At 41.8% G+C, this 22,246-nt stretch carries 22 protein-coding genes and 1 pseudogene; 16 read left to right on the forward strand and 7 right to left on the reverse strand.

Annotated features, from left to right (window positions below; genetic code table 11):
* Positions 1-173 precede the first annotated feature (173 nt).
* From aroD to JCM19038_RS22580, 4 genes are all read left to right on the forward strand, one after another.
* The gene (gene aroD, locus JCM19038_RS03305) at positions 174-947 is read left to right on the forward strand and encodes a type I 3-dehydroquinate dehydratase (RefSeq protein WP_042414551.1); all 774 of its coding nucleotides are present in this window, start codon (positions 174-176) and stop codon (positions 945-947) included.
* A gap of 221 nt (positions 948-1,168) precedes the next feature.
* Positions 1,169-1,933, forward strand: a complete 765-nt coding sequence (locus JCM19038_RS03310; protein ID WP_152549325.1) for a hypothetical protein — start codon at positions 1,169-1,171, stop codon at positions 1,931-1,933.
* Positions 1,934-2,070: 137 nt separating this feature from the next.
* Positions 2,071-2,466 carry a hypothetical protein gene (locus JCM19038_RS03315; RefSeq protein WP_152549326.1) on the forward strand — a complete coding sequence of 132 codons (396 nt, stop codon included), beginning with the start codon at positions 2,071-2,073 and terminating at the stop codon, positions 2,464-2,466.
* 141 nt (positions 2,467-2,607) lie between these two features.
* The gene (locus tag JCM19038_RS22580) at positions 2,608-2,775 is read left to right on the forward strand and encodes a hypothetical protein (RefSeq protein ID WP_193745024.1); all 168 of its coding nucleotides are present in this window, start codon (positions 2,608-2,610) and stop codon (positions 2,773-2,775) included.
* Between the two features lie 124 nt (positions 2,776-2,899).
* On the opposite strand, the gene JCM19038_RS03320 is transcribed toward JCM19038_RS22580, so the two are convergent.
* The 4 genes from JCM19038_RS03320 to JCM19038_RS03335 form a co-directional block, all read right to left on the reverse strand.
* Positions 2,900-3,931 carry a ribonucleotide-diphosphate reductase subunit beta gene (locus tag JCM19038_RS03320; protein ID WP_042358318.1) on the reverse strand — a complete coding sequence of 344 codons (1,032 nt, stop codon included), beginning with the start codon at positions 3,929-3,931 and terminating at the stop codon, positions 2,900-2,902.
* Between the two features lies 1 nt (position 3,932).
* Positions 3,933-4,370 (reverse strand): flavodoxin domain-containing protein, encoded by a 438-nt coding sequence (locus JCM19038_RS03325; protein ID WP_042414560.1) that lies wholly within the window; start codon positions 4,368-4,370, stop codon positions 3,933-3,935.
* The gene (locus JCM19038_RS03330; protein ID WP_042414563.1) at positions 4,370-6,673 is read right to left on the reverse strand and encodes a ribonucleoside-diphosphate reductase subunit alpha; all 2,304 of its coding nucleotides are present in this window, start codon (positions 6,671-6,673) and stop codon (positions 4,370-4,372) included. The genes JCM19038_RS03325 and JCM19038_RS03330 overlap by 1 nt, the downstream gene beginning before the upstream one ends.
* A gap of 385 nt (positions 6,674-7,058) precedes the next feature.
* Positions 7,059-7,559: a hypothetical protein gene (locus JCM19038_RS03335; protein WP_042414565.1), complete on the reverse strand. Its 501-nt coding sequence runs from the start codon at positions 7,557-7,559 to the stop codon at positions 7,059-7,061.
* A 238-nt stretch (positions 7,560-7,797) separates the two neighbouring features.
* On the opposite strand from JCM19038_RS03335, the gene JCM19038_RS03340 reads away from it, so the two are divergent.
* From JCM19038_RS03340 to JCM19038_RS21580, 8 genes are all read left to right on the forward strand, one after another.
* The gene (locus JCM19038_RS03340) at positions 7,798-8,265 is read left to right on the forward strand and encodes a nucleoside deaminase (RefSeq protein ID WP_042414568.1); all 468 of its coding nucleotides are present in this window, start codon (positions 7,798-7,800) and stop codon (positions 8,263-8,265) included.
* A 154-nt stretch (positions 8,266-8,419) separates the two neighbouring features.
* On the forward strand, positions 8,420-8,860 hold the full coding sequence (locus tag JCM19038_RS03345) for a DUF1934 domain-containing protein (RefSeq protein WP_042414570.1): 441 nt from the start codon (positions 8,420-8,422) through the stop codon (positions 8,858-8,860).
* A gap of 3 nt (positions 8,861-8,863) precedes the next feature.
* A complete protein-coding gene (argS, locus tag JCM19038_RS03350; RefSeq protein WP_042414572.1) occupies positions 8,864-10,537 on the forward strand; it encodes an arginine--tRNA ligase in 1,674 nt (557 codons plus the stop codon).
* Positions 10,538-10,658: 121 nt separating this feature from the next.
* Positions 10,659-11,432 carry an alpha/beta fold hydrolase gene (locus tag JCM19038_RS03355; protein ID WP_042414574.1) on the forward strand — a complete coding sequence of 258 codons (774 nt, stop codon included), beginning with the start codon at positions 10,659-10,661 and terminating at the stop codon, positions 11,430-11,432.
* Between the two features lie 140 nt (positions 11,433-11,572).
* Positions 11,573-11,746: a hypothetical protein gene (locus tag JCM19038_RS22585; protein WP_193745025.1), complete on the forward strand. Its 174-nt coding sequence runs from the start codon at positions 11,573-11,575 to the stop codon at positions 11,744-11,746.
* Between the two features lie 121 nt (positions 11,747-11,867).
* Complete coding sequence (locus tag JCM19038_RS03360) at positions 11,868-12,650, forward strand: ABC transporter ATP-binding protein (protein ID WP_042414576.1); 783 nt, start codon at positions 11,868-11,870, stop codon at positions 12,648-12,650.
* 81 nt (positions 12,651-12,731) lie between these two features.
* The gene (locus JCM19038_RS21575) at positions 12,732-13,151 is read left to right on the forward strand and encodes an SDR family NAD(P)-dependent oxidoreductase (protein ID WP_238554282.1); all 420 of its coding nucleotides are present in this window, start codon (positions 12,732-12,734) and stop codon (positions 13,149-13,151) included.
* A gap of 32 nt (positions 13,152-13,183) precedes the next feature.
* Positions 13,184-13,642 carry a hypothetical protein gene (locus tag JCM19038_RS21580; RefSeq protein ID WP_081831575.1) on the forward strand — a complete coding sequence of 153 codons (459 nt, stop codon included), beginning with the start codon at positions 13,184-13,186 and terminating at the stop codon, positions 13,640-13,642.
* Between the two features lie 25 nt (positions 13,643-13,667).
* Here the strand turns inward: JCM19038_RS21580 and JCM19038_RS03370 are convergent, their stop codons facing one another.
* Complete coding sequence (locus tag JCM19038_RS03370) at positions 13,668-14,834, reverse strand: M20 family metallopeptidase (protein ID WP_042414579.1); 1,167 nt, start codon at positions 14,832-14,834, stop codon at positions 13,668-13,670.
* Complete coding sequence (locus tag JCM19038_RS03375) at positions 14,831-15,772, reverse strand: LD-carboxypeptidase (protein ID WP_042414581.1); 942 nt, start codon at positions 15,770-15,772, stop codon at positions 14,831-14,833. The genes JCM19038_RS03370 and JCM19038_RS03375 overlap by 4 nt, the downstream gene beginning before the upstream one ends.
* A gap of 84 nt (positions 15,773-15,856) precedes the next feature.
* Here JCM19038_RS03375 and JCM19038_RS03380 point away from each other — a divergent pair, with 84 nt between their 5' ends.
* On the forward strand, positions 15,857-16,279 hold the full coding sequence (locus tag JCM19038_RS03380) for a pyridoxamine 5'-phosphate oxidase family protein (protein ID WP_042414583.1): 423 nt from the start codon (positions 15,857-15,859) through the stop codon (positions 16,277-16,279).
* Positions 16,280-16,323: 44 nt separating this feature from the next.
* Here JCM19038_RS03380 and JCM19038_RS03385 read toward each other — a convergent pair whose 3' ends face one another.
* A complete protein-coding gene (locus JCM19038_RS03385) occupies positions 16,324-17,526 on the reverse strand; it encodes a phosphatidylserine/phosphatidylglycerophosphate/cardiolipin synthase family protein (protein WP_042414585.1) in 1,203 nt (400 codons plus the stop codon).
* Positions 17,527-17,675: 149 nt separating this feature from the next.
* Here JCM19038_RS03385 and JCM19038_RS03390 point away from each other — a divergent pair.
* The 3 genes and pseudogenes from JCM19038_RS03390 (at position 17,676) to JCM19038_RS03400 (ending at position 22,244) form a co-directional block, all read left to right on the forward strand.
* Positions 17,676-19,780, forward strand: a pseudogene (locus tag JCM19038_RS03390) ((Fe-S)-binding protein).
* Between the two features lie 60 nt (positions 19,781-19,840).
* Positions 19,841-21,031 (forward strand): acetyl-CoA C-acetyltransferase, encoded by a 1,191-nt coding sequence (locus JCM19038_RS03395; protein ID WP_042414589.1) that lies wholly within the window; start codon positions 19,841-19,843, stop codon positions 21,029-21,031.
* A 76-nt stretch (positions 21,032-21,107) separates the two neighbouring features.
* The gene (locus JCM19038_RS03400; protein ID WP_042414591.1) at positions 21,108-22,244 is read left to right on the forward strand and encodes an acyl-CoA dehydrogenase family protein; all 1,137 of its coding nucleotides are present in this window, start codon (positions 21,108-21,110) and stop codon (positions 22,242-22,244) included.
* The last annotated feature ends 2 nt before the right edge of the window (positions 22,245-22,246 follow it).

Here is a 22,246-nt window from a genome sequence, read left to right on the forward strand (position 1 = left end):
TGTTCGTTAATGTCGGTCGTTCTTTACTTCTGTATTGTAACAAAAGAATACAATAGATGTGCAGTGTTGTAAAAGGAGCTCGACATGTATACTAGTAGTTGATTATAGATGGACGTATTCGTTTAATGACTACTTATAGAAGAACTCTACAACTCTACAGAAGGAGACATTTGATGAAAAATTCACGACAACTAACACCGATTAATAAAGATGAGCAACGTCGACCTTTAATCGTAACACCACTCGTAGGAAAAGATCGTTATGAATTACTGGCTCAACTTGATGAGATCGTTAACAAAAAACCTAATGTTATCGAATGGCGTATTGATTTTTTTACTGATTTGCATGATACAACAGGCGTATTGCAAGTTACTAAAGAAATTCATGAGCGCGCAGCGGACATCCCGCTTCTGTTTACACGTCGGTCGAGTCGTGAAGGTGGAGAAAACATCACACTAACGGAACAAGAAGTATTCGACCTTTATGAAGCTGTCGTTCAGACGGGCTTCATATGGGCGATTGATGTAGAATTAAGCTCAGAACAAGCGAATATCGACCGTGTGGTGGAGTTCGGGAAGGTGTATGGTGTTCAAGTACTGATGTCTTACCATAACTTTGAACGAACACCATCAAAACAAGAAATTGTGCAAAAGCTAACCGAAGCGAAAGAAAAAGGTGCTCATATTGGTAAAGTAGCCGTGATGCCTACATCTGTAGAAGATGTGCTAACGCTCATGCAAGCAACACAAGAAGCAGCGGCAGGTTTACCCATTCCAATCGTTACAATGTCTATGGGACGATTAGGTGCATTGTCTCGTATGATGGGCGGGGCATGTGGATCAGCGATGACGTTTGCTGTTGGTAGTGAGAGTTCAGCTCCGGGTCAAATTCCAATGGAAGAGCTACAAACTGTTCTTGATGTGGTAGAGCGCGTAATGGAAGAATGAAACTGTAGCTGTGAGAATGTACAGCTGCAGTTTTTTTATTTGTGCGAGGTGGAAAGAAGTTATTCAAACAAAATTACACAATTAACTGAAAAAAAGGTGATATAATAAAACGATTATCATCGATTACGATATAGGAGATCGCACTTAAAAAGTAGGTGAAAGCGATTTTTATTTTATACTTCATGATTGTTTTGCTCTATATGCTTAATGAGATTTTTGCTATGTCACTTGTAAAGACGTTTATTGGAGTTATTGCCCTTCTTATTATTATTCTAAATGTTACGAAAGCCAGCCGACTTTATAAATGGGCTGGTCTTTCTTTCTTCGTGCTCGGATTAGTATTTTATTTTGTTTCTGTTCCACAAGAAGTAAATTTCTTTCATTTGTTTGGTTCGATGACGGGCTTGCTAGCGTTATTGTTTGTATTGCCGTTTATGAGTACGATCATTAAAGTAGGGAAATATGATTTGGCATTGAGTAAAATGATCAGCATGCCGCCCAGACCAAACTTAGTACGATTGTATAAACGCACGTCGATTATGTCGTACTTATTGACGTTATTTTTAAATGTGGCGACGGTACCCGTTGTTGTAGCCACGGTCAAAAACAAGTTAACGAAGTTCGGCAAAGGAGTTATTGAGCGTTTTTTTGCGCACAGCATTCTAAGAGCGTATGCACTCGTCTTATTATGGAGCCCCACAGAGATTCTTGTTGCATCAACCATTGATATGACTGGCACAAATTACTTGTTATTGTTACCGACACTTCTAACGATTAGCTTTATCTTTATTAGTGTCGATTGGTTTTTACATAGTCGTCAATTAAAAGGTCGAGATTTGAACATCATTCAAGAAACAGAAGATTATGGGGAGACGCTTCGGAAAAAACTACTACAATTAGGGATTGCTATTACGTGTTTCATTGTTGTTTTGCTTACGTTTAATGGGTTTATCCTCAATCGTTTTTGTTTACAGTCACGATTTTAATTGTGCCTTTCACCTTTTTATGGTCATTGTCGATTGGACGATTAAAACGGTTTAAAAAACTAAGTTTTACGTATTTACGAGGTAACACAACGCAACTCCACGGGTTGTTTTTCTTGTTTTTATCGGCGGGTTTTTTCGTGGAAGTGTTTCCATACACCATTTGGTTCGATTACATGAACTCGTTGTTCGTATTTACGTATACAGAAGGCGTATTAATCGTTTTTTATTTGCTCGTAGCGGTTTGTATTTTTAGTCTTGCACTCGTTGGCTTCCATCCTTTGATCTCAATTGCCCTAATTTCACCGTTTTTAACGGAGGCCATTGCACATCACCCGTATGGGATGAGCATTTTATTGATTGGAGTTGGAATGGGGACGGTCATGATTGGTCCGTTTAACGTTACTCCAACGATATTAGCGATGCAGCTTCAAGCGAACCCATACAGCATCATTCGCAGGAATTTAGTGTTTGCAAGTTGTTATTTTCTTTTTATCGTCATCATTGCAACACTATTTAGTTATTGGTTAAGGTGATGATGTTCAAAGCCACCTCTCAAAAAATTCGAGGGTGGTTTTTTAATTTCAGCAAAAGCGGAGGACAGGGCATAGGTAAGCGTCGTGACAGGCAATACTCGTTCGCAATACAATAGAGTAGTACTGGAGGTGAGATGCATCATGGTAAGCAACTATTGTGGATGTTCAAGAGGTCCTCGTCGTCGCCCTCAACCACAGCCACCTGTTGAAGAATGTGGCTGTGGCGAAATCGTAATCAACAATAACTTAATTAACGGTCCTGGGGTCGTTACGAACCCTGCGAACAATACAAGCGGAAGACGTTTTTAGTAGTCCAAACCAGTATGCTCTTCTTCTGTAAACTCAAATCATCCTCGATTTTCCTTCAAAATATGAACGTAAAATAACCCCCTGATGTGGAATCGCAGGGGGTTTTATAACGACATGATTTGTTTTAGAGTTCGTCAAAGCCGTTATCAGCATCAACTTTTTCATAACTACGATTTCTCGCTTCAAAGAAATCGGTTTTTGTTTCATCAAAGTTATCGACAAAAGCTTTAATCCATGGCATGCCATTGTCATGAGCATCTTCATAGATCGGATCAATTCCAAGTGTTTTTAGCATTTTGTTGGCACGGTACTTAATGTAGGTGCTCATCTCATCAAGGTCAATCCCGACAAGTCCTTGTAAAACCTCTTCTGACCACTCAATCTCAGATTCAACAGCATATTGGAATTCTTGCTCGATAAATGTTGTTAATTCTTCTGTGTTTAAGTGAGGGTTTTCACCGAGTACAGCACGTAAAAGTTCAGACATAAACTTGCCGTGTACGAGCTCATCACGGTTAATAAAGCTAATAATTTGAGCTGTTGCGTTCATTTTCTGTTGGCGTGCAAGGTTGTAGAAATATGCAAACCCACTGTAGAAGAAAATACCTTCAAGAATAATTGAATAGATAATAACTTTCACGAGGTTTTGTTCTGTTGGGTTTTTAAGAAATTCATCGTATGCGGCCATAACACGCTCATTACGTTGAATGATTGTTTTGTTTTGGCGTGCATCGTCAAAGATTTGTTTTTGCTCTTCATAACTAAATAGGGAAGAAAGAGCATAAGAATAGCTTTCATTGTGTACAACTTCTTGTTGCGCGATGACTGCTGCAATTGCATGTACACTATCGTCACTTACGTACTCACTTACACCATGAATGAGGCGAGCTTGAGGAGTATCAAGCGTTGCAAGTAGACCGATTGTTAATTTGTATGCACGTAATTCTTCTTCTGTTAAGTCAACGATTGACTTTGAATCCGGGCTCATGTTGACTTCTTGCGGAATCCAGAAATTAGACATTAATTCTCGATACGTTCGGTAAAAAGAAGGATACGCAATGTCGTTCCAATTGAGAATTCCACTTGAACGGCCATTTATAATTCCTGTTGAACGAACAGGGTTGGTCGGTTCCATTATTGCTACTTTTTGCATCATATTATTCACTACCAATCGCCTCCAGCCATTCAATAATTGTTTCAAGGTCAGTTTTTGCAGGCATTTGTTCAATTTTTAGTACAGGGTCTTTTGATTGAGATTCTTTAGCAACGACATCGGCTGCATAGCAGTAGCTGTCTCCCCACTGAGTGTCTCCGGTGCCAAAAGTTGCTACATTATACTCGGTTAAGTCGTACGTTTCGAGTAGCTCTTCAATCAGTTCAGGAGGTTGATGAGAATCATCAGTGTACGTGCCAATGAGTACTTTATCATACTGCTCAAGCTGCATTTGTGTACGCGCTTTAGGCTCATTTAAAAAGGTGCGAAGCGATTGTACGTCGACAATCGCTTCTCGTTGTTTAAGAAGTTCAGCTACAAGGTCCGCAAGACGTTTCGTGTTGCCACTTAACGATTCATGTAGCACTAAAACATGCTTCATTAACTCGCACACCATTCACATTCTTGAATGTTAATCTTACTGCTTCGTACGTAGTACGTCGTTTTAAGTCCTGCTTTCCAAGCAGAAATGTGTAGGTCAAGTAACGTTTTTGCCTTAATTGAAGCTGGTACATAAAGGTTAAACGACTGAGATTGATCTACGTGCTTTTGACGAGCAGCGTTATGAGCAATGCTTGCAAATTGATCTTGTTGGAAGGCTGTTTTCTCATAGTATTTATAGTTTTCGCCTGTAATATCAGGTGCAGTTACTGTAATTCGATAATTTTTCTTCTCTTCCACGTAGCTTGGACCAAATGTTGGGTCAATACCTGCAGTACTACCCGCAATCGTGGCCGTGGAACTGTTCGGTGCTACAGCCATTAAATAGCCGTTACGAATTCCTGTTTCTTGTACTTGCTTTGCAAGTTTTTGCCAACGCTCATAGTGGGAGTAGGCTTTATCTTCGTCAACTTCAGTGTAGCCATGACGTTCAAAGTATTTCCCGTCGCTCCACTCAGATCCTTCATAGGCAGGGTAACTTCCCTTTTCTTCTGCGAGTTGTGCACTTGCTTGAATCGTACGATAAGCAATTTCCTCATACAATTCATCGGCCAATTGCACGGCTTTAGGATCATCCCATGAAAGTTCCTTTTGAACGAGTAGGTGATGCCAACCGAACGTTCCTAACCCAATTGCACGGTATTTCTTGTTCGTAATCTGTGCTTGGAGTACAGGCAGGTTGTTAATATCGATTACATTATCAAGCATACGCACTTGAATCGGGATCAAGCGTGATAACACATCAGAACGTACGGCACGTCCTAAGTTAATTGAAGAAAGGTTACAGACGACAAAGTCACCTGGCTTTTTGCGAACGACGATCTCTCCGTCGGCTTCAATTTGTTCAATAACAACCGTTTCTGACATGTTCTGCATAATTTCTGTACAAAGGTTTGAGCTATAAACAATACCTTCATGTTTGTTCGCATTCATACGGTTTACTTCATCACGATAGAACATATATGGCGTTCCAGTCTCAAGCTGTGATTGCATGATTCGCTTCATGACATCAATTGCTTTGACTTTCTTGCGACTCGTAAGTTCTGTTGATTGTACACACATCTCATAACGATCGCGGAACGTCCCTTTACCAGGTTCTTCATCGTAACTATCTTCGAGTGACCAACCAAATACTCGGCGTACTTCGTGTGGGTCGAATAAATACCAGTCACCGCGTGACTCAACAGCTTCCATGAAAATATCAGGCAAGTTAACCCCTGTAAAAATGTCATGTGCACGTTTACGCTCATCACCGTTATTTAGTCTAAGGTCGAGAAATTCAAAGATGTCTGCATGCCACACATCTAAATAGACGGCAACAGCTCCTGCACGTGTTCCAAGTTGGTCGACACTAACTGCTGTGTTGTTAATTTGACGGATCCATGGCACGACACCAGAAGAAGTGTTTTTGTAGCCACGAATATCAGAGTTTGCAGCACGTACTTTTCCGATATAAACCCCAACACCGCCACCGTACTTACTTACGTTTGCAATGTCTGTATTCGAATCATAAATGCCTTGAAGACTGTCATCAATCGTATCAATAAAGCAGCTTGAAAGTTGGCCTGCTTTCTTTCCAGCGTTCGCGAGTGTTGGTGTTGCAACGGTCATGTAGAGGTTGGAGAGCGCCCAATAAGCTTCTTTTACGAGCGATAAACGTTTGGAGCGGTCTTCTTGAGACATGAGAGTCATTGCGATTGTCAACCAGCGTTCTTGTGGTAACTCATAGACTTCCTTACCGTCATAGCCTTTCGCTAAGTAACGATCACTTAATGTTCTTAGTCCAGCATAAGTAAGTAAGTAGTCGCGATCAGGCTCGATAAACTTCGCAGCTTCTTCAATTTCATCTTGTGTGTAATCGCGTAAAATCGTTACATCATAAATGCCGAGTTGACCAAGACGCTTTTGGAGGCCATAGAAGCTTCCGTATCGTTGTTTTGCATCATAACTACGGTTATATGCTGCTTTTTTGTAGAGGTCACGAAGGAAGATTTTCGATGCAACATATGTCCATTCAGGCACAGCGATGTCATTGTTCTCAGCGGCAGTTAAAAGTAAGAGTTGGGTGATGTCCGCTGCTGCATATTCTTCTTTTGCTTCGATGGTTTTTACGATTTTCTCTTTATATTGATCAACGTATTTAGTAATACGAATGTCGGTTGTTACTTCATCAATAAACGCAAACAAGCGCTCTTTGTCAAAAGGCATCTTACGAGCGCCATCATGCTTCATTATGATCGTCATGTATTGCCACTTCCAATCCTCTTTGTTAACTCTATCTTAGCATTATTTACCCTGAAAATCTACGCCTAAACCACAACTTGTTGTGTCGAAAATAAAAGCAAACCACTATAAGTTGTGGTTTGTCATATTTGTGTATAATGTTCGAATTTGAAACAATAACCGTGTTGACATTGGAAGTATCTAGTCCTTCCTATCAACCATTGATTTCGTTTCACAATGTAACCATTTAGTTATAGATGGTCATTATTGTCGAATAACGAGATTTAAAAATCGACTCCGTTCGTAATTATAATGGATGTTTCGGTTCATTGTAAGAGGAGAAATTATGAAAAAAACCGACACAAATTAGAAAAGCGATGAAACCACATGTTTCATCGCAAAAAAATTATTCTACGTCATACGTTTCCATTAATTCATTTAACAATTGATCAAATTCCATTAATTTTTCGTCAGCAAGATCATAATAATCGTCTCGTTCATCAAAAAGCTCATCAGCACTTTCTTCGTTTTCAAGAACGATCCGATACGCTTCTTCTTCGGCAAGCACAGCTTCTTGGTTGTAGTTCGTTTCTTCAATAAGCAGTTCATTTAATGCTTCGATGTCAGCCTCTTCAAAAGAAAGCGACATTAAATGATCGTACATCTCATCGTATTGAGGAATTAAATCTGTTTGAATAATCTCAAGAACTTGTTCATCGTCACCTTGCGAACCAGCGTCTTCATAATCATCATACATATAGCTAAGTTCATCATACATATCTAGAAACTCATCATAAGGACCATTTAAGTAGTCTAGAAGTTCTTCTTGGGCGGAATCTTGACCACATGCGGTCAGGAGTCCAATTGTAAGTATTCCCGGTATAAGTGAAGCCTTCGATACGTTCATACAGCCGCCGCCTCTCTCTCCTTCACTGAAATTTAATAATACAAAGAAAAGGAGAGGTTTACAAGTAAACTGTACGTGATTTCTAGGTTAGAAATCACAAATAATCAGGAACAAAGTGGTAAGGAACATAGTTCTTCAATCCGTTTTTCAATTTATATGCAGGAACGATCGTGATTTTTGACGAAGAGAGTGACCCTACAAAGATCACAACATATAGAGAGACTGGAGAGTGTAATCAATGACAAACCATTCGAGATTTCTTAAAGAAGCGATAAATGCTGCTTGTGAAAACTTAGAAAGCGGTGGCGGACCGTTCGGAGCCATTGTCGTAAAAGACGGGAGCATTGTAGGTCGAGGCGGAAATGTCGTAACGAAAGACAATGATCCGACGGCTCATGCTGAAGTAACCGCCATTCGCGATGCGTGTAAAAACTTAGGGACTTTCCAGCTGGACGGGTGCATTATCTATTCAAGCTGTGAACCGTGTCCAATGTGTTTAGGGGCGATCTATTGGGCACGCCCAACACATGTGTACTATGCGATGAACAAAGACGATGCCGCAAAGATCGGTTTTGACGACGCGTTCATTTATGATGAAATTGCTAAAGTTGAAAATGAACGACTGATCCCGTTCGTTCGACTCGATTTAAATGATCAGCGGCCGTTTGAACAATGGAAAAGTAAAATTGATAAAGTGGAATACTAAACAAACGCGGGGGATTGAATTCCTCCGCGTTTTTCGATGTCTTTAGACAAAGTTAGAGACGGGGATTTCTGAAGAAAGGGCGAATGTTACTGTAGAGCAATTGCAGAGCAAAGTCAGATTGGATACACTCATTAATAGGAAAGGGGAGGCCGAAATGAGTGAACAAGGCATTCCAGTATTTGTTACAATGGAGACGAACGTAGAACAAGCGGGCGAAAAGAAAGAGATCTCAGTTAGTGGCTCTGGACAACTCGTCAAAAAGAGTCAAAGCACGTTTGTGACGTGGAACGAACAACTTGAGGACATCGGTGAAGTTAAGACGGTGCTTAAGATTCAGCCGGACAGTCTAACGGTGCTTCGGCAAGGAGCCGTATCAATGCGCCAAGAATATACACCAGGTAAAGAAACCGAGGGGTCTTATAAAACCGCGTACGCAACTTTTCAAACGTTAGCAAAAACGGAAGACCTCCAAATAAAATGGTTTAAAGAGGAAGCATTGCTCGGTCAATTGGCCTTTACGTATGATTTAGAGTTGCAAGGACAATTGGCGGGGCATTATGATGTAAAGATAAAAATCAAGGAGGAGCAACAGTAAACAATGAACATCTTGGACCAAGCGAAGGAACAAATGAAAGAAGCCATTCAAGCAGCCGTGGTTTCTTCAGGGCTTGCAAGTAGTGAACAAGTACCTGACATCATATTAGAAACGCCAAAAGACAAAAACCATGGGGATTTTGCAACGAATGTGGCCATGCAATTAACGAAAATTGCGAAGCGAAACCCCCGCGAGATTGCACAAGCGATTTTGGATCATTTAGATCATGATAAAGCCTATGTAAAGCAAGCGGATATTGCAGGACCTGGTTTTATCAACTTGTTCCTTGATTTACGCTTTCTCCGCGATGTGTTACCTGCTGTTCTTACAGAGAATCATGAGTACGGAAGGTCAAATGCAGGAAAAGGGACGTCTGTGTTGCTCGAATTTGTTTCAGCAAATCCGACAGGTACGCTTCACCTTGGCCATGCTCGTGGAGCAGCGGTTGGAGATGCGCTTAGTAACATTTTAGATATGGCAGGATATCAGGTCGAGCGAGAATACTACATTAACGATGCAGGTAATCAAATTGATAACCTAGCGAAGTCTGTAGAGGTTCGGTACCTACAAGCACAAGGTCAAGAAGCTGAAATTCCTGAAGACGGTTACCAAGGTGCGGATATTGTCGAAATTGGAAACCGTATTTCTGAACAATACGGTTCAGAATTTGTCGAGATGGATGAATCTGAACGTCTACGGAAATTTCGAGAGCTCGGACTACAAGAACTTTTAGAAAAGCTAAAACAAGATTTAGCCGATTTTAGAGTTCGCTTTGATACGTGGTTCTCTGAGACATCACTCTATACGTCGGGCAAAGTCGTTGAGACACTTGAAACACTTCGTGAGAACGGAGAAGCTTTCGACCAAGACGGCGCAACTTGGTTTAAGTCATCGGCTTACGGTGATGATAAAGACCGTGTACTCGTCAAACAAGATGGAACGTATACGTATCTACTTCCAGACATCGCTTACCATAAAGATAAGCTAGATCGTGGATTTGATCATCTCGTTGACTTGTTTGGTGCAGATCATCATGGATACATTCCTCGTATGCAAGCAGCCGTACAAGCTCTTGGCTACCCGAAAGACAAGCTCTCTTTCCAAATTGGTCAAAACGTGAATCTAATGCGTAGCGGTGAGCGTGTAAAGATGAGTAAGCGTACGGGTAACGCAGTAACAATGCGAGAGCTATGGGAAGAAGTTGGACTTGATGCGACTCGGTATTTCTTCGCGATGCGTAGCGTTGATACACATTTAGATTTTGATATGGATCTTGCAGAGCAACAGTCTAATGAAAACCCAGTGTACTACGTCCAATATGCACATGCCCGTGTTAGTAGCTTGTTTAAACAAGCTGAAGAAAAAGGCATTACCTACGATGAACAATCTCTTAATTTAGAGCTGATTGATTCAGACAAAGCTTATGAGCTTCTTAAAAAGATTGGGGAGTTCCCAAGTGTGATTGCAGGTGCGGCAGATCAATACGCACAGCACCGAATTCCGAACTATTTACACGAACTCGCCTCCACGTTCCATAGTTACTACAATGCGGAACGAATTGTAGATGAGTCGAACAAAGAATTAACGAACGTACGATTGGCACTCGTTAAAGCAGCCCAGACTGTTTTACGAAACGGACTTGCATTAATTGGTGTACACGCACCAGAGAAAATGTAAATAAAAAAGAAGCCTTGGAAGTTAAGCTGATTACTTTGCTTAGCGCCAAGGCTTTTTTGTATAGATTGGCATTACTAAGCTGATTAAATTGCGGGCATCGTAAGTGTAAGAGGTGGAAGAGATGAAACGAATAAAAACAGAAGATGGCACATGGTTGCACTATTTTACTCTTGGAGAAGGCGTACCTATTTATTTTTTCCATCCACCTGCACTCGGAGCAGCGGTGTTCAGAGAGCAAAAACCATTAGCGAATGGACACAAGCTTGTAGCGCTCAATGCACGAGGACATGGATTAAGTGAGGTCGGTAAAGTCCCACTTACGATTAAAAGATGGGCAGCGGATGCATACGACGTTACAACCGTTGAAAAAGACCACTCAGTTGTCTTGTGCGGGTATTCTTACGGTGGATTGCCAGCACTTGAATTTGCACTATCCTACCCAAACCGTACAAAAGCGATCATTTTAATCGGTGGTTTCCCGGTCGTTGATACGTTGTTATTAGAGAGAGAATTTCAGCTTGGTGTTTTTGCGGCTAGTCACCATTGGCAGTCTTTAATGGCATACGTGTTGTCCCACTCTCATACGAAACATCATATAACGCGTAAAAAAATCCAAGCGACCGTTAGAAGTGTACGATCTGATGTGTTACGAACGTGGTATTCAGCAGGAAAACAAACGGACTTTACTAGGCGCTTGCACCAGTTGGAAGTCCCGCTGTTGCTTATTTATGGCGTTCATGATCGCTACGTTCAAGGGTACCAAATTAACTTTTATGAGCAGGTTGCAAAGGGTGAAGTTCACACCGCATACATTGATGATGTTGGTCACCAAGTACCGACAAGACGTTCAAAAGAATTGAACCATATCATTCAACGATTTACAGAGCGTTTGTGAGTAGAAGCTTAGGGACGTTTGTATGATTTATGCTTAATAAATCATACAAATGGTTGATGAACCATAGATTGGGTTAGTGAAGGGTTAATTTAGGGCGATGCAACAACGAGTCAACGTCATAAGCAGGGGACACGGTCTATTTGTCTAAATACATGATTGACCATGGAAAGTATGTGATTCACCGTACGCGATTCGTGACGGATCAGTGTGAACATAAACAAATTGTCATAGAGAATCAGCAATTCCTCGTGAGTACGGCGGAGTATGAAGGGTTAATCGCGTTAGGCTACAATCTTTGTATGCATTGTCATTGAGAAAATCGAATAGATTCGTGAAAAAGCTAACGACAATCTGACAACGTTAGCTTTTTCGTTATGCCCTCACTTTTTTTACTATTCTAATTACTATAATATAGAAGAAAAGGAGTGTGAACGAATGATTACGCTAGAAAACGTTAGTTTCAAACGAGATAAAGTCATTTTAGATTCGATTAATTGGCAAGTAGCACGGGGAGAACATTGGGCAATTCTCGGAATGAATGGGGCTGGAAAAACAGCGCTATTAAACATTATATGTGGATATCAATTTCCATCTAGTGGTGAAGTTTATTTATTTGGAAAGCAGTTCGGTCAGTACCCTTGGCAAGAGCTTCGAAAAAGAATCGGGCTCGTCAGCTTTTCGTTTTCAGAAAAGATGCATGATCAACTCCAAAATTACGGCATTGAAGTCGTGTTAAGTGGGCTGCATGCAAGCATTGGCTTACATACATATCCAAGCGAACGTCAAATGCATAAAGCTAATAAAATCTTAAGTGATTTAGGGATCGATTACCTTGAACGGCAGCCGTATGAGCAAATGTCACAAGGAGAGAAACAGCGCGTTTTAATCGGACGAGCGCTCATGGCAGAACCAGAAATACTCATGCTCGATGAACCGTGCAATGGACTGGATTTCTTTTCAAAAGCGCAGCTGCTTGAGAACGTAAAGAAATTAGCAGAAGAGCAAAAAACTACGATTCTCTACATTACACATCAAGTTGACGAGATCCTACCCGCATTCAAATCGACCCTTTTATTGCGAGAGGGGAGGGTGTTTAGAGCAGGGAAAACAGAACAACTGCTAACATCTGAACAGCTCTCTGAGTTTTGTCGTCATCCGGTAACTATTCAAAAAGAGAACGAGCAATATCAATTAAAAATCGATGAATATACCAAATAGAACCAAAAAGAACTCTAAAATAAATAGTTAATCAATATCTAAGAATCCTTTCCGGATCCAAAGGAGGGTGAGGTGCAATTTATGAGCAATGAGCTTAAGGGAAAGACGGTCATTGTAACAGGTGGGAGCAGTGGTCTTGGCTTAGAAACTGCGCGTACACTTGCAAAAGAGCAACAAGCAAACGTAATTATTGCCGTTCGAAATGTCGACAAAGGGAAAAAAGTAGTTAGACAGCTCCAAGAGGATAAACGTACCAATCCGATCGATGTCATGCATCTGAACCTTGCAAGCCTCAAAAGTGTAAAAGAGTTTGCGGAAGCATTTCAAAAAAAGTACGAGTCACTAAGTCTTCTAATCAATAATGCCGGTGTGATGATGCCACCTCATAAGTTAACCGAAGATCGGTTTGAACTGCAATTTGGTGTGAACCATCTAGGGCATTTTGCACTGACTGGGCAGTTGTTGCCAATGCTAAAAACGAGCCACATGCAAGGGTCGTAACGGTTAGTAGTCTTGCAGCACACAAAAAAACGATGTTTTTTGAGGATCTTCAAGGAGCGAAGCATTATCGTCCGTTTCAATATTATCGCCAGAGTAAGTATGCTAATTTACTATTTGCACTCCGCTTGCAGAAGTTATTTGAAGATAACAATTGGGCCGTTAAGAGTGTTGCTTGCCACCCCGGGATTACGAAGTCAAATTTATTGTCACGGGGAGAGGAGCGTTCAGCCAAAGGGCTTATCTATTTGATGCAAGAGCGTTTTGCACAATCAACGCAAAGGGGAGCAAAATCAATTTTGTTTGCGGCATTACATCCGTCGATTCATGGTGGAGAATATGTCGGTCCTCACTCAAAACGACGACGAATCGGGGATCCGTTTATTGATTCGATTGGAGACGAGTTATATGACGAGGCAAGTGCAATACGTTTGTTTGAGGTTTCTGAGCATTTGACGGGTGTTTTCTATCCAAAATCGAAATCTAACGCTTAGCATAAGAGCTAAGCGTTAGGAAAGTTTAGTCATTTAAAAATTGTCGTACCGCTTCGACTTGAATGGCAGCACCAATGGCTAGAGCAGCTTCATCAACATCAAAACGATTCGTATGCCCGCCATGAATAATTCCACGAGTATCATTGCGAACACCTAGACGATAGAAGGCACCTGGTACTTCTGCTGCGAAAAAGGCAAAGTCTTCAACGCCTAAACTTGGTTTCTCAATCTTCTGTAGATAATCGTTTCCGAGGAGTGTTGTGACCGATTTTTTGACGTGGTCAATCATCGTGTCATCGTTAATAAGCGCACGATAGCCTGGTTCATGATTAATCGTTGCGCTGGCTCCAAATCCTTTTGCAACGTGCTCAACGGTCTCTTTAATGCGAGAGACGACATAGTCACGTGTTTCTGGAAGTAGCGTTCGTAACGTCCCTTCAAACGTAACCGAGTCCGCGATCACATTTCGGGCGTTCCCTCCTTGAATCATTCCAAATGATAGTACAGCGCTATCACGAGCATCAACATTGCGGCTTACGATCGTTTGAAGAGCAGTAATGACATAACTTGCAACGACAATCGCATCAACACTTGAAGAAGGGTAAGCTGCATGTGAACTATTACCGTGAATGGTGATATAAAAAGCATCGGAGGCGGCGTTCATTTGTCCGTAGCGCACACCGACGTTGCCGACTGGAATCTCTGGTGCTACGTGCAAACCAAAAATGCCGTCTACGTTTTCGAGTGCACCTTCTTCAATCATCGGTAATGCCCCACCTACGGTTTCTTCTGCTGGTTGGAATAACAGTTTAATCGTACCATTTAAGTGGTTGCGCTCATCTTGTAATAACTTTGCTGCCCCAAGTTGGACGGTCATATGTGCATCATGACCGCATGCATGCATGACCCCATCGTTTTTTGAGCGATAAGGAACATCATTTTGTTCGTGAATCGGTAAGGCATCCATGTCTGCGCGAAGTGCAACAACGGGATGTTCCTTTGCTCCTTGAATGGTGGCAACCACTCCTGTATTAAAAATTCCTTTTTCATATGGAATGGCAAGTTCATCTAAGTAATGACAAATGCGGTCCATCGTTCGAAACTCTTGTGTACTTAATTCGGGATGTTCATGAAAATCCCGTCGAATCGCAGTGAGCCAAGGAAGCAACTCGTTTGCTCGTTTTAACGTCATGAAGGAAGCACCACCTGTTCTAAAACATAAATGTGTTGAGCTGTTGCATCGATTCTTACTCGGGATCCGAGTGGGAGAGTCAATTGAAGTCGGCTATGGCCAGCTTGTAAATTAGAAAGCATCGGTTTCTTATACGGTGTAAGAATACGTGTAAGAACGTCATCGACGGTATCTCCATCTTTGTAATCTTCAGACTCACAACCTTCCCACGTTCCGATTAGAAAGCCACTCACATCGTGCAGTTTCCCTGATAAATGCAATTGCGTTAACATTCGGTCAATCGCATACGGTTCTTCACCAACGTCTTCAAGAAATAAGATCTTTCCTCGTAAATCCAATTCATATGGCGTCCCAATTAAGCTCGTTAAAACCGATAAGTTTCCACCTACTAATTCACCTTCTGCAATCCCAGGCATCATCGTTGTTAATGGTAAATTCTCTGGGTTCATAATCCTCCCAGGATACGTTTCAGCTTTAAGTGAAGCTAGGAGATGATTAACGGATGATTGTGGTGCCTTAAGTAGATCAGAAGTTGCCATTGGTGAATGGAAGGTGATCATTTTCGCTTTTTGCCAAAGGGCGATATGCAAAGCAGTTACATCGCTATATCCTAAGAACGGTTTGTGATGCCTAGCAATTAAATCAAAGTCTAAATAGGGAAGGAGCGATGCACTTCCGTATCCACCACGTAATGAAAGGATTGCATCAACATCAGGGTCGACGAATAGTGTGTGCAACTCTTCAACTCGCTCTTCAATTGACCCAGCTAAATAGCCAGGGTATTCACGAAAAGGACGAGCTGTCGTGACATTAAACCCTAAATTTTGCAAAAGCGCAGTTGCTTTGTTGAAACTTTCTTGCTTCGTGGGACCTGATGGACTAATCAAACCGATCGTACTCCCCTGTAAAACGGAGAATGGTTTGCGTTTTTTCTTCATAAAAACACACCTTTATTGTAAGAGTAAAAATCGGACATGCAGGGAATGGTAACTATGAAATGAAACCATAGGAGGTTACTGCGGATGTCAAATCACGAACAATTAAAAGATCATGTGATCGAGGTGCTAAAAGAAAATCGAATTGGCGTACTTTCTACGATGAAGGATGATCGTCCATACGCTCGTTATATGACCTTTTATCATGATGGATTAATGCTCTATACACCTACAGGCAGACATACGCATAAAGTCGAGGACATTGAAGAAAACGCCCATGTTCATATTTTACTCGGTTATGACGAAAAAAACGACAGCTTTGTTGAAATTGAAGCGACCGCTACGATTGTAACGGACGCCACAGAAAAACAAAAAGCATGGTCAGAAAAAGTAGCAGAAAAGTACTCAGGTCCTGAAGATGAGGAATTTGTAGTTCTTGCCTTAAAACCGAGCGTGATCCGCTACAAAAATGACGAAGAGTTTGACACACCTCAAGAACTTCGACTTTAGTAATTAGAATAAAAAGATGCTGTCTAATGGCAGCATCTTTTTATTTAGAGAAATTCAGAAATCATAACGGCAATCTTAGTTTTAATTTTGTTTAAAACACTACGGTTTTTGACGTCTTCAAGGGTTAGAGGGACAGCCCCTGCAATATCTTTTCGAAGTGTCTTTGCGATCGTTTGCACAAAAGATCCACCAGGAACAACAAGGTCAAGCTCATCGTTTAAATGAAAGCTACGTTTATCAAAATTTGCAGAACCAATTTGGGCTTCTTTTCCATCAATGACAATCGCTTTTCCGTGATAAAACCCGTCTGTGTAACGATAGAATTTGCAACCTGCTTCCATTAGAGAAGGCAAGTAAGCATAGGCTGCTGATTTCACGAACGGATGGTCCTCAATATCTGGAATGAGTATTTTAACCGAAATACCTTTACGTGCTTTGCTCATAAGCGTATGGTGCAAGACTTTGCTTGGGATAAAATAAGGGGTAACAATGGTAATGGAATGTTCAGCACGATTAAACCATTCATTTAATTTGTCGATTACCCCTTTGCCTTCCGAATAAAAAAGCTGGAAGACCTCCTTCCCTACTTTGTCACTAGGTGTTGTTGTGAGATTTGGTTTAGGTGCTCTCGCTCCTTCCCAGTCGTCTAAAAATCGTTGTTGAATGTCATCTAAAATGGTTCCTTCGATGCGAATGTGTAAATCGCGCCAGAACCCATATTTCGGATTTTTGCCAATGTATTCATCGCCCACATTAAAGCCACCTATATAAGCTGTTCGTTGGTCAATCACCGCAATTTTGCGGTGGTAACGTCGATTCGCATTATAAAACCAATGTGGGAATTTAGGTGAATGTGTGTAGGCGAAAACAACACCAGACTGTTCGACTCTTGTTTTAACTTGCTTTGTAATCGCACTTCCTAATCGATCAACGAGAATGAGGACTTGCACACCGTCTCTTGCTTTACGTTCACAAAGTGCGAGCAGTTGTTCACCGATCCGACCTTCCTTCCAAATAAAAAACGACAAATGAACATGGTCGTGAGCAGTTTCAATATCTCGGAATAATGTATTAAAAAAAACTTGTCCATCATCAATCAATTCGGCTTTTCCATTGCGTTTCGAAGTAATCACGGCATCTGTAGCTTGTGCTTGATGTTTGGAGCGACCGCCACGAAAATCGAGGACGACCAAGATGACGAATAAGATGAAAAGGAAAAAAATAGAAAAGAAAATCGTTAAAGCCATATCAGTCACTCCTTTTACTGTTACTTTGCCCGAAGTGAGTGGAATCATGAATGAAATTTACAAATGAATAGTCATTCAGTCGCTTTTTTGTTATACTAATTGTTAATAGTAGAAAGAAAATTCATAGGTTTTGGAAAGGAGAGTCATTCGTGGAGGTCTTTCACTGGATTCATGTAATCGCTTTCTTGTTAGTGACAGCGTATGCCGTATTTTTATTCGCAAAATTAGTAACAACGCGAATCGGTTTTATTAAGCTTGGGCAAGAAGCAAAGTTTATTCTTACGTCAAAAGAAAGACGCGATGCAGTACTTACGAATGTTTTTGGGCAAAAGAAATTACTGAAAGATAAGAAGAGTGGTATCATTCATGTAATTTTCTTTTACGGATTTCTAATTGTTCAATTTAGTGCAATTGATGTGATTTGGAAAGGGTTAAATCCGGGAAGTCATCTTCCGTTAGGACCGCTTTACCCGTGGTTTACACTTTCGCAAGAACTCGTTGTAGTTATGATTTTATTCGGGGTTGTTTGGGCGTTTTACCGTCGTTATATTGAGAAGATTGTGAGATTGAAGCGCAATTGGAAAGCAGGCCTTGTACTCATCTTCTTGTCAGGCGTTATGGTCTTTAAGTTGATGACTAAAGGGATGGATCAAATTGTACAAGGGTACGCAAGCTGGTCTGTATTTGAACCTGCATCCTCCGCTATTGCTCAAGGGATGGCATTTGTAGGTCCAGATGTCGCAACTGCACTGTTCTACGTATTCTGGTGGTTGCACTTACTCTTCTTGCTTTCGTTCTTAGTGTACGTTCCACAATCGAAGCATGCTCACTTAATTGCAGGACCTGCAAATGTATGGCTTGGACCAACGAAGCCTACAGGCAAGCTCGAGTCGATCGATTTCGAAGATGAAAGCAAAGAAGTATTCGGTAAAGGAAAGATTGAAGATTTCGATCAAAAGCAACTTCTTGATTTATACGCCTGTGTAGAGTGCGGTCGTTGTACGAATATGTGTCCGGCAACAGGAAGCGGGAAGATGCTTTCGCCAATGGACCTTCTATTAAAGATGCGCGATCACCTTACAGAAAAAGGTGCAGCTGTTACTTCACAAAGCCCTTGGCTACCGGCTTATGCATTTAGCGGTGCAACTGCAAACCAGCTTGCAGCTAAAGGTAGTGAGGAAGCTGCAGCGAGTTATGATGTGAACTTGATTGGTGATGTCATTACAGAAGAAGAGCTTTGGGCTTGTACGACGTGCCGTAATTGTGAGGATCAATGTCCAGTTATGAACGAACACGTCGACAAAATCATCGACATGCGTCGTTACCTTGTTTTAACTGAAGGGAAAATGAACCCAGATGCTCAACGTGCGATGACGAACATTGAGCGACAAGGTAATCCGTGGGGATTAACCGGAAAGAACGTGAAAACTGGCGTGATAGTCGTGAAGATATCGATGCACCGACAGTGAAAGAAATGAAGAAGCGCGATGAAGAGTTCGAATACTTGTTCTTTGTCGGAAGTATGGGTTCATACGATAAGAGAAGTCAGAAGATCGCTGCATCGTTTGCGAAGTTAATGAATGAAGCTGACGTGAAGTTCGCAATTTTAGGGAACAAAGAAAAGAACTCTGGAGATACACCACGTCGAATTGGGAATGAATTTTTATTCCAAGAGCTTGCAACAGCGAATATCGCTGAGTTCCAAAAGAATGACGTGAAGAAAATCGTCACGATCGACCCGCATGCTTATAATATTTTCAAAAACGAGTATGGGGAATTCGGGCTTGAAGACGTCGAAGTGTATCACCATACAGAGTTACTCATGGACTTAGTGAAAGACGGGAGACTTAATCCAAGTCATGAATTAGATGAAACGATTACGTACCATGACTCCTGTTATTTAGGACGTTATAACGGAGTTTATGATCCACCACGCGAAATTCTACGTGCGATTCCAGGACTTAAAGTTGTAGAAATGGATCGCAACCGTGAAGACGGTATGTGTTGTGGAGCCGGTGGCGGTATGATGTGGATGGAAGAAGAAGCTGGGCAACGAGTTAACGTCTCACGTACGGAGCAAGCACTTGCTGTGGATCCAACGATGATTGGTAGTGCTTGTCCGTATTGCTTAACGATGCTAAGTGACGGTACGAAAGACAAAGAAGTCGAAGAATCCGTTGAAACATTAGATATCGTTGAAATTCTAGAACGTTCAGTTATTGGCGTGAAACAAAACGAAACTGTATCTGCATAACTTGTTCATCCCGAACGGCTTTGGCTGTTCGGGAATCCTTAGGATAAGAGGGTGAGTAAGTTGAAAAAGTCGTTCATTATGGAAGGTGCAAGAACACCGTTTGGTCGCATGGGCGGGGCGTTACACACGATGAGTGCAATGGAACTTGGCGGCAGTGCGATGGCAGAAGCATTGCGTCGAAGTGAGCTTCGTGCAGATGAAGTTGATGAAGTGATTGTCGGCCATGTATTACAAGGCGGACAAGGTCAACTCACATCAAGGCAAGCAGCTAGAGTTGCACTCATTCCATGGGAAGTGAAGACAGAGACGATTAACAAAGTATGTGCCTCTGGCATGAGAAGCATTACACTTGCTGACCAAATTATTCGAAGCGGTGATGGCTCTAAAATCGTGGCCGCTGGAATGGAATCGATGAGTCAAGCGCCTCATTTTACAAAGAGTGTACGTTTTGGTCAGAAGATGGGCGACATATCGCTCATTGATAGTATGGTTCATGATGGACTTACGTGTTCTTTTGAAAGCGTTCACATGGGTGTGTATGGAAACGAAAGTGCTACGAAATTTGGGATTGGTAGAGAAGAACAAGATCGATTTGCGTATGAATCTCACAAGCGTGCGAAGAACGCGCAAGAAGCAGGCAAGTTTGCGGAGGAAATTGTAAAGGTCACTGTGAAATCAAGACGTGGCGATGTTGTTGTGAAAGAAGATGAAGCCATCCGTCATGACATTCAGCTTGAAGCATTAGAGAAGCTTTCACCTGTCTTTGGAAAAGACGGAACGATTACAGCAGGTAATGCTCCTGGTGTTAATGATGGAGCGAGTGCTGTTGTGGTAATGGATGAGGCGTCCGTTAAAGCAAGTGGGAAGAAGCCTTTAGCTGAGATTATTGGACATACAGCAATTGCTGTTGAAACAGAACGTTTCCCAGAAACTCCAGGTTTAATCATTGAGAAGTTATGCGAGAAAACTGGCATCAACGTAGAGCAAGTCGATTTGTTTGAATTAAATGAAGCTTTTTCGATGGTCGCTCTTGTTGGTAAGCAACTTGGTGGAATTCCAGAAGATAAACTCAATGTAAACGGTGGGGCGGTTGCGCTTGGTCATCCAATTGGAGCGAGTGGGAATCGAATCGTATTAACCCTAGCTTATGAACTGCGAAGACGTGGTGGTGGCATTGGAATTGCTGCAATTTGTAGTGGAGGCGGTCAAGGTGACGCCATCATGATCAAAGTTCCATCGTCGTCATACTAACTGATATAAACGTTACCTTTCTTTGGAGCGAGAATGAGCGATCGCTCAGAATTTTACGTATAAGGAGTGGCGCCGAGTGGATTTAAGAGTGAAAGAACAAGATGCTTTATTGAAACAAACGGTCCAACGATTTGTAGATCAAGAAGTGAGACGAGCGATTCCATCAATGGAAGAGAATCAATTTCCATTTGAATTGATTAAGAAAATGGGATCGCTCGGGTTAATGGGGATCCCTGTACCAGAGAAGCATGGTGGCGCTGGTATGGGAATGACCTCCTATATAACGGCTATTCACGAAATTTCTAAAGCGTCGCCATCGCTCGGTGTCATTCTTTCTGTACACACGTCAGTCGGTACACTGCCGATCGTTAAATTTGGGACGGATGATCAAAAGGAACGGTACGTTTCTGATCTTGCTCAAGGAAACAAAATTGGTGCATTTGCGTTAACCGAAGAAAGTTCAGGTTCTGACGCAGGTGCTTTAAAAATGAAAGCCGTTCGTGATGGTGACGATTACGTGCTATCGGGTTCGAAAATGTTCATTACGAATGCAGGAGCGGCTGAGGTATATGTTGTGTTTGCGTCAACTGCACCAGACCGAGGGAGTAGAGGGGTTACGGCATTTATCGTAGACCGTAATACACCAGGGCTCACTGTCGGAAAAAAAGAAGAGAAAATGGGAATGCACGGTACGAACACGAGCGAACTAATCTTTGATAGTGTTCGGATCTCAAAAGAAAACCGTCTAGGTGATGAAAACAAAGGATTGAATATTGCTTTAGCGAACTTAAATGCAGGTCGAATTGGGATTGCCGCACAGGCACTTGGGATCGCAGAAGGTGCGTTACAATTAGCGATTGAATATGCGAAAGGTCGAGAGCAATTTCAAAAGCCAATCCATCATTTTCAAGGGGTGTCGTTTAAATTAGCAGAACTGGCAGCGCAAGTTGAAGCGGCGAGGTGCCTCGTCTATCATGCGGCGAATCGATATGAGAGTGGGCTTGATTGTAAGAAGGAAGTTTCGATTGCTAAACTGCTTGCATCCAAAGCTGCAGTAACGGTATCCACCGAAGCGCTACAACTGTTTGGGGGATATGGCTATATGAAAGAGTATGGCATTGAACGGTATTTCCGAGATGCAAAAGTTACTGAGATTTATGAAGGAACGAGCGAAATTCAACGTATGGTTATTGCAAAACAATTGCTCAACTAGAG

This window comes from Geomicrobium sp. JCM 19038, assembly GCF_000698125.1.
GTDB lineage: Bacteria > Bacillota > Bacilli > Bacillales > Marinococcaceae > Geomicrobium_A.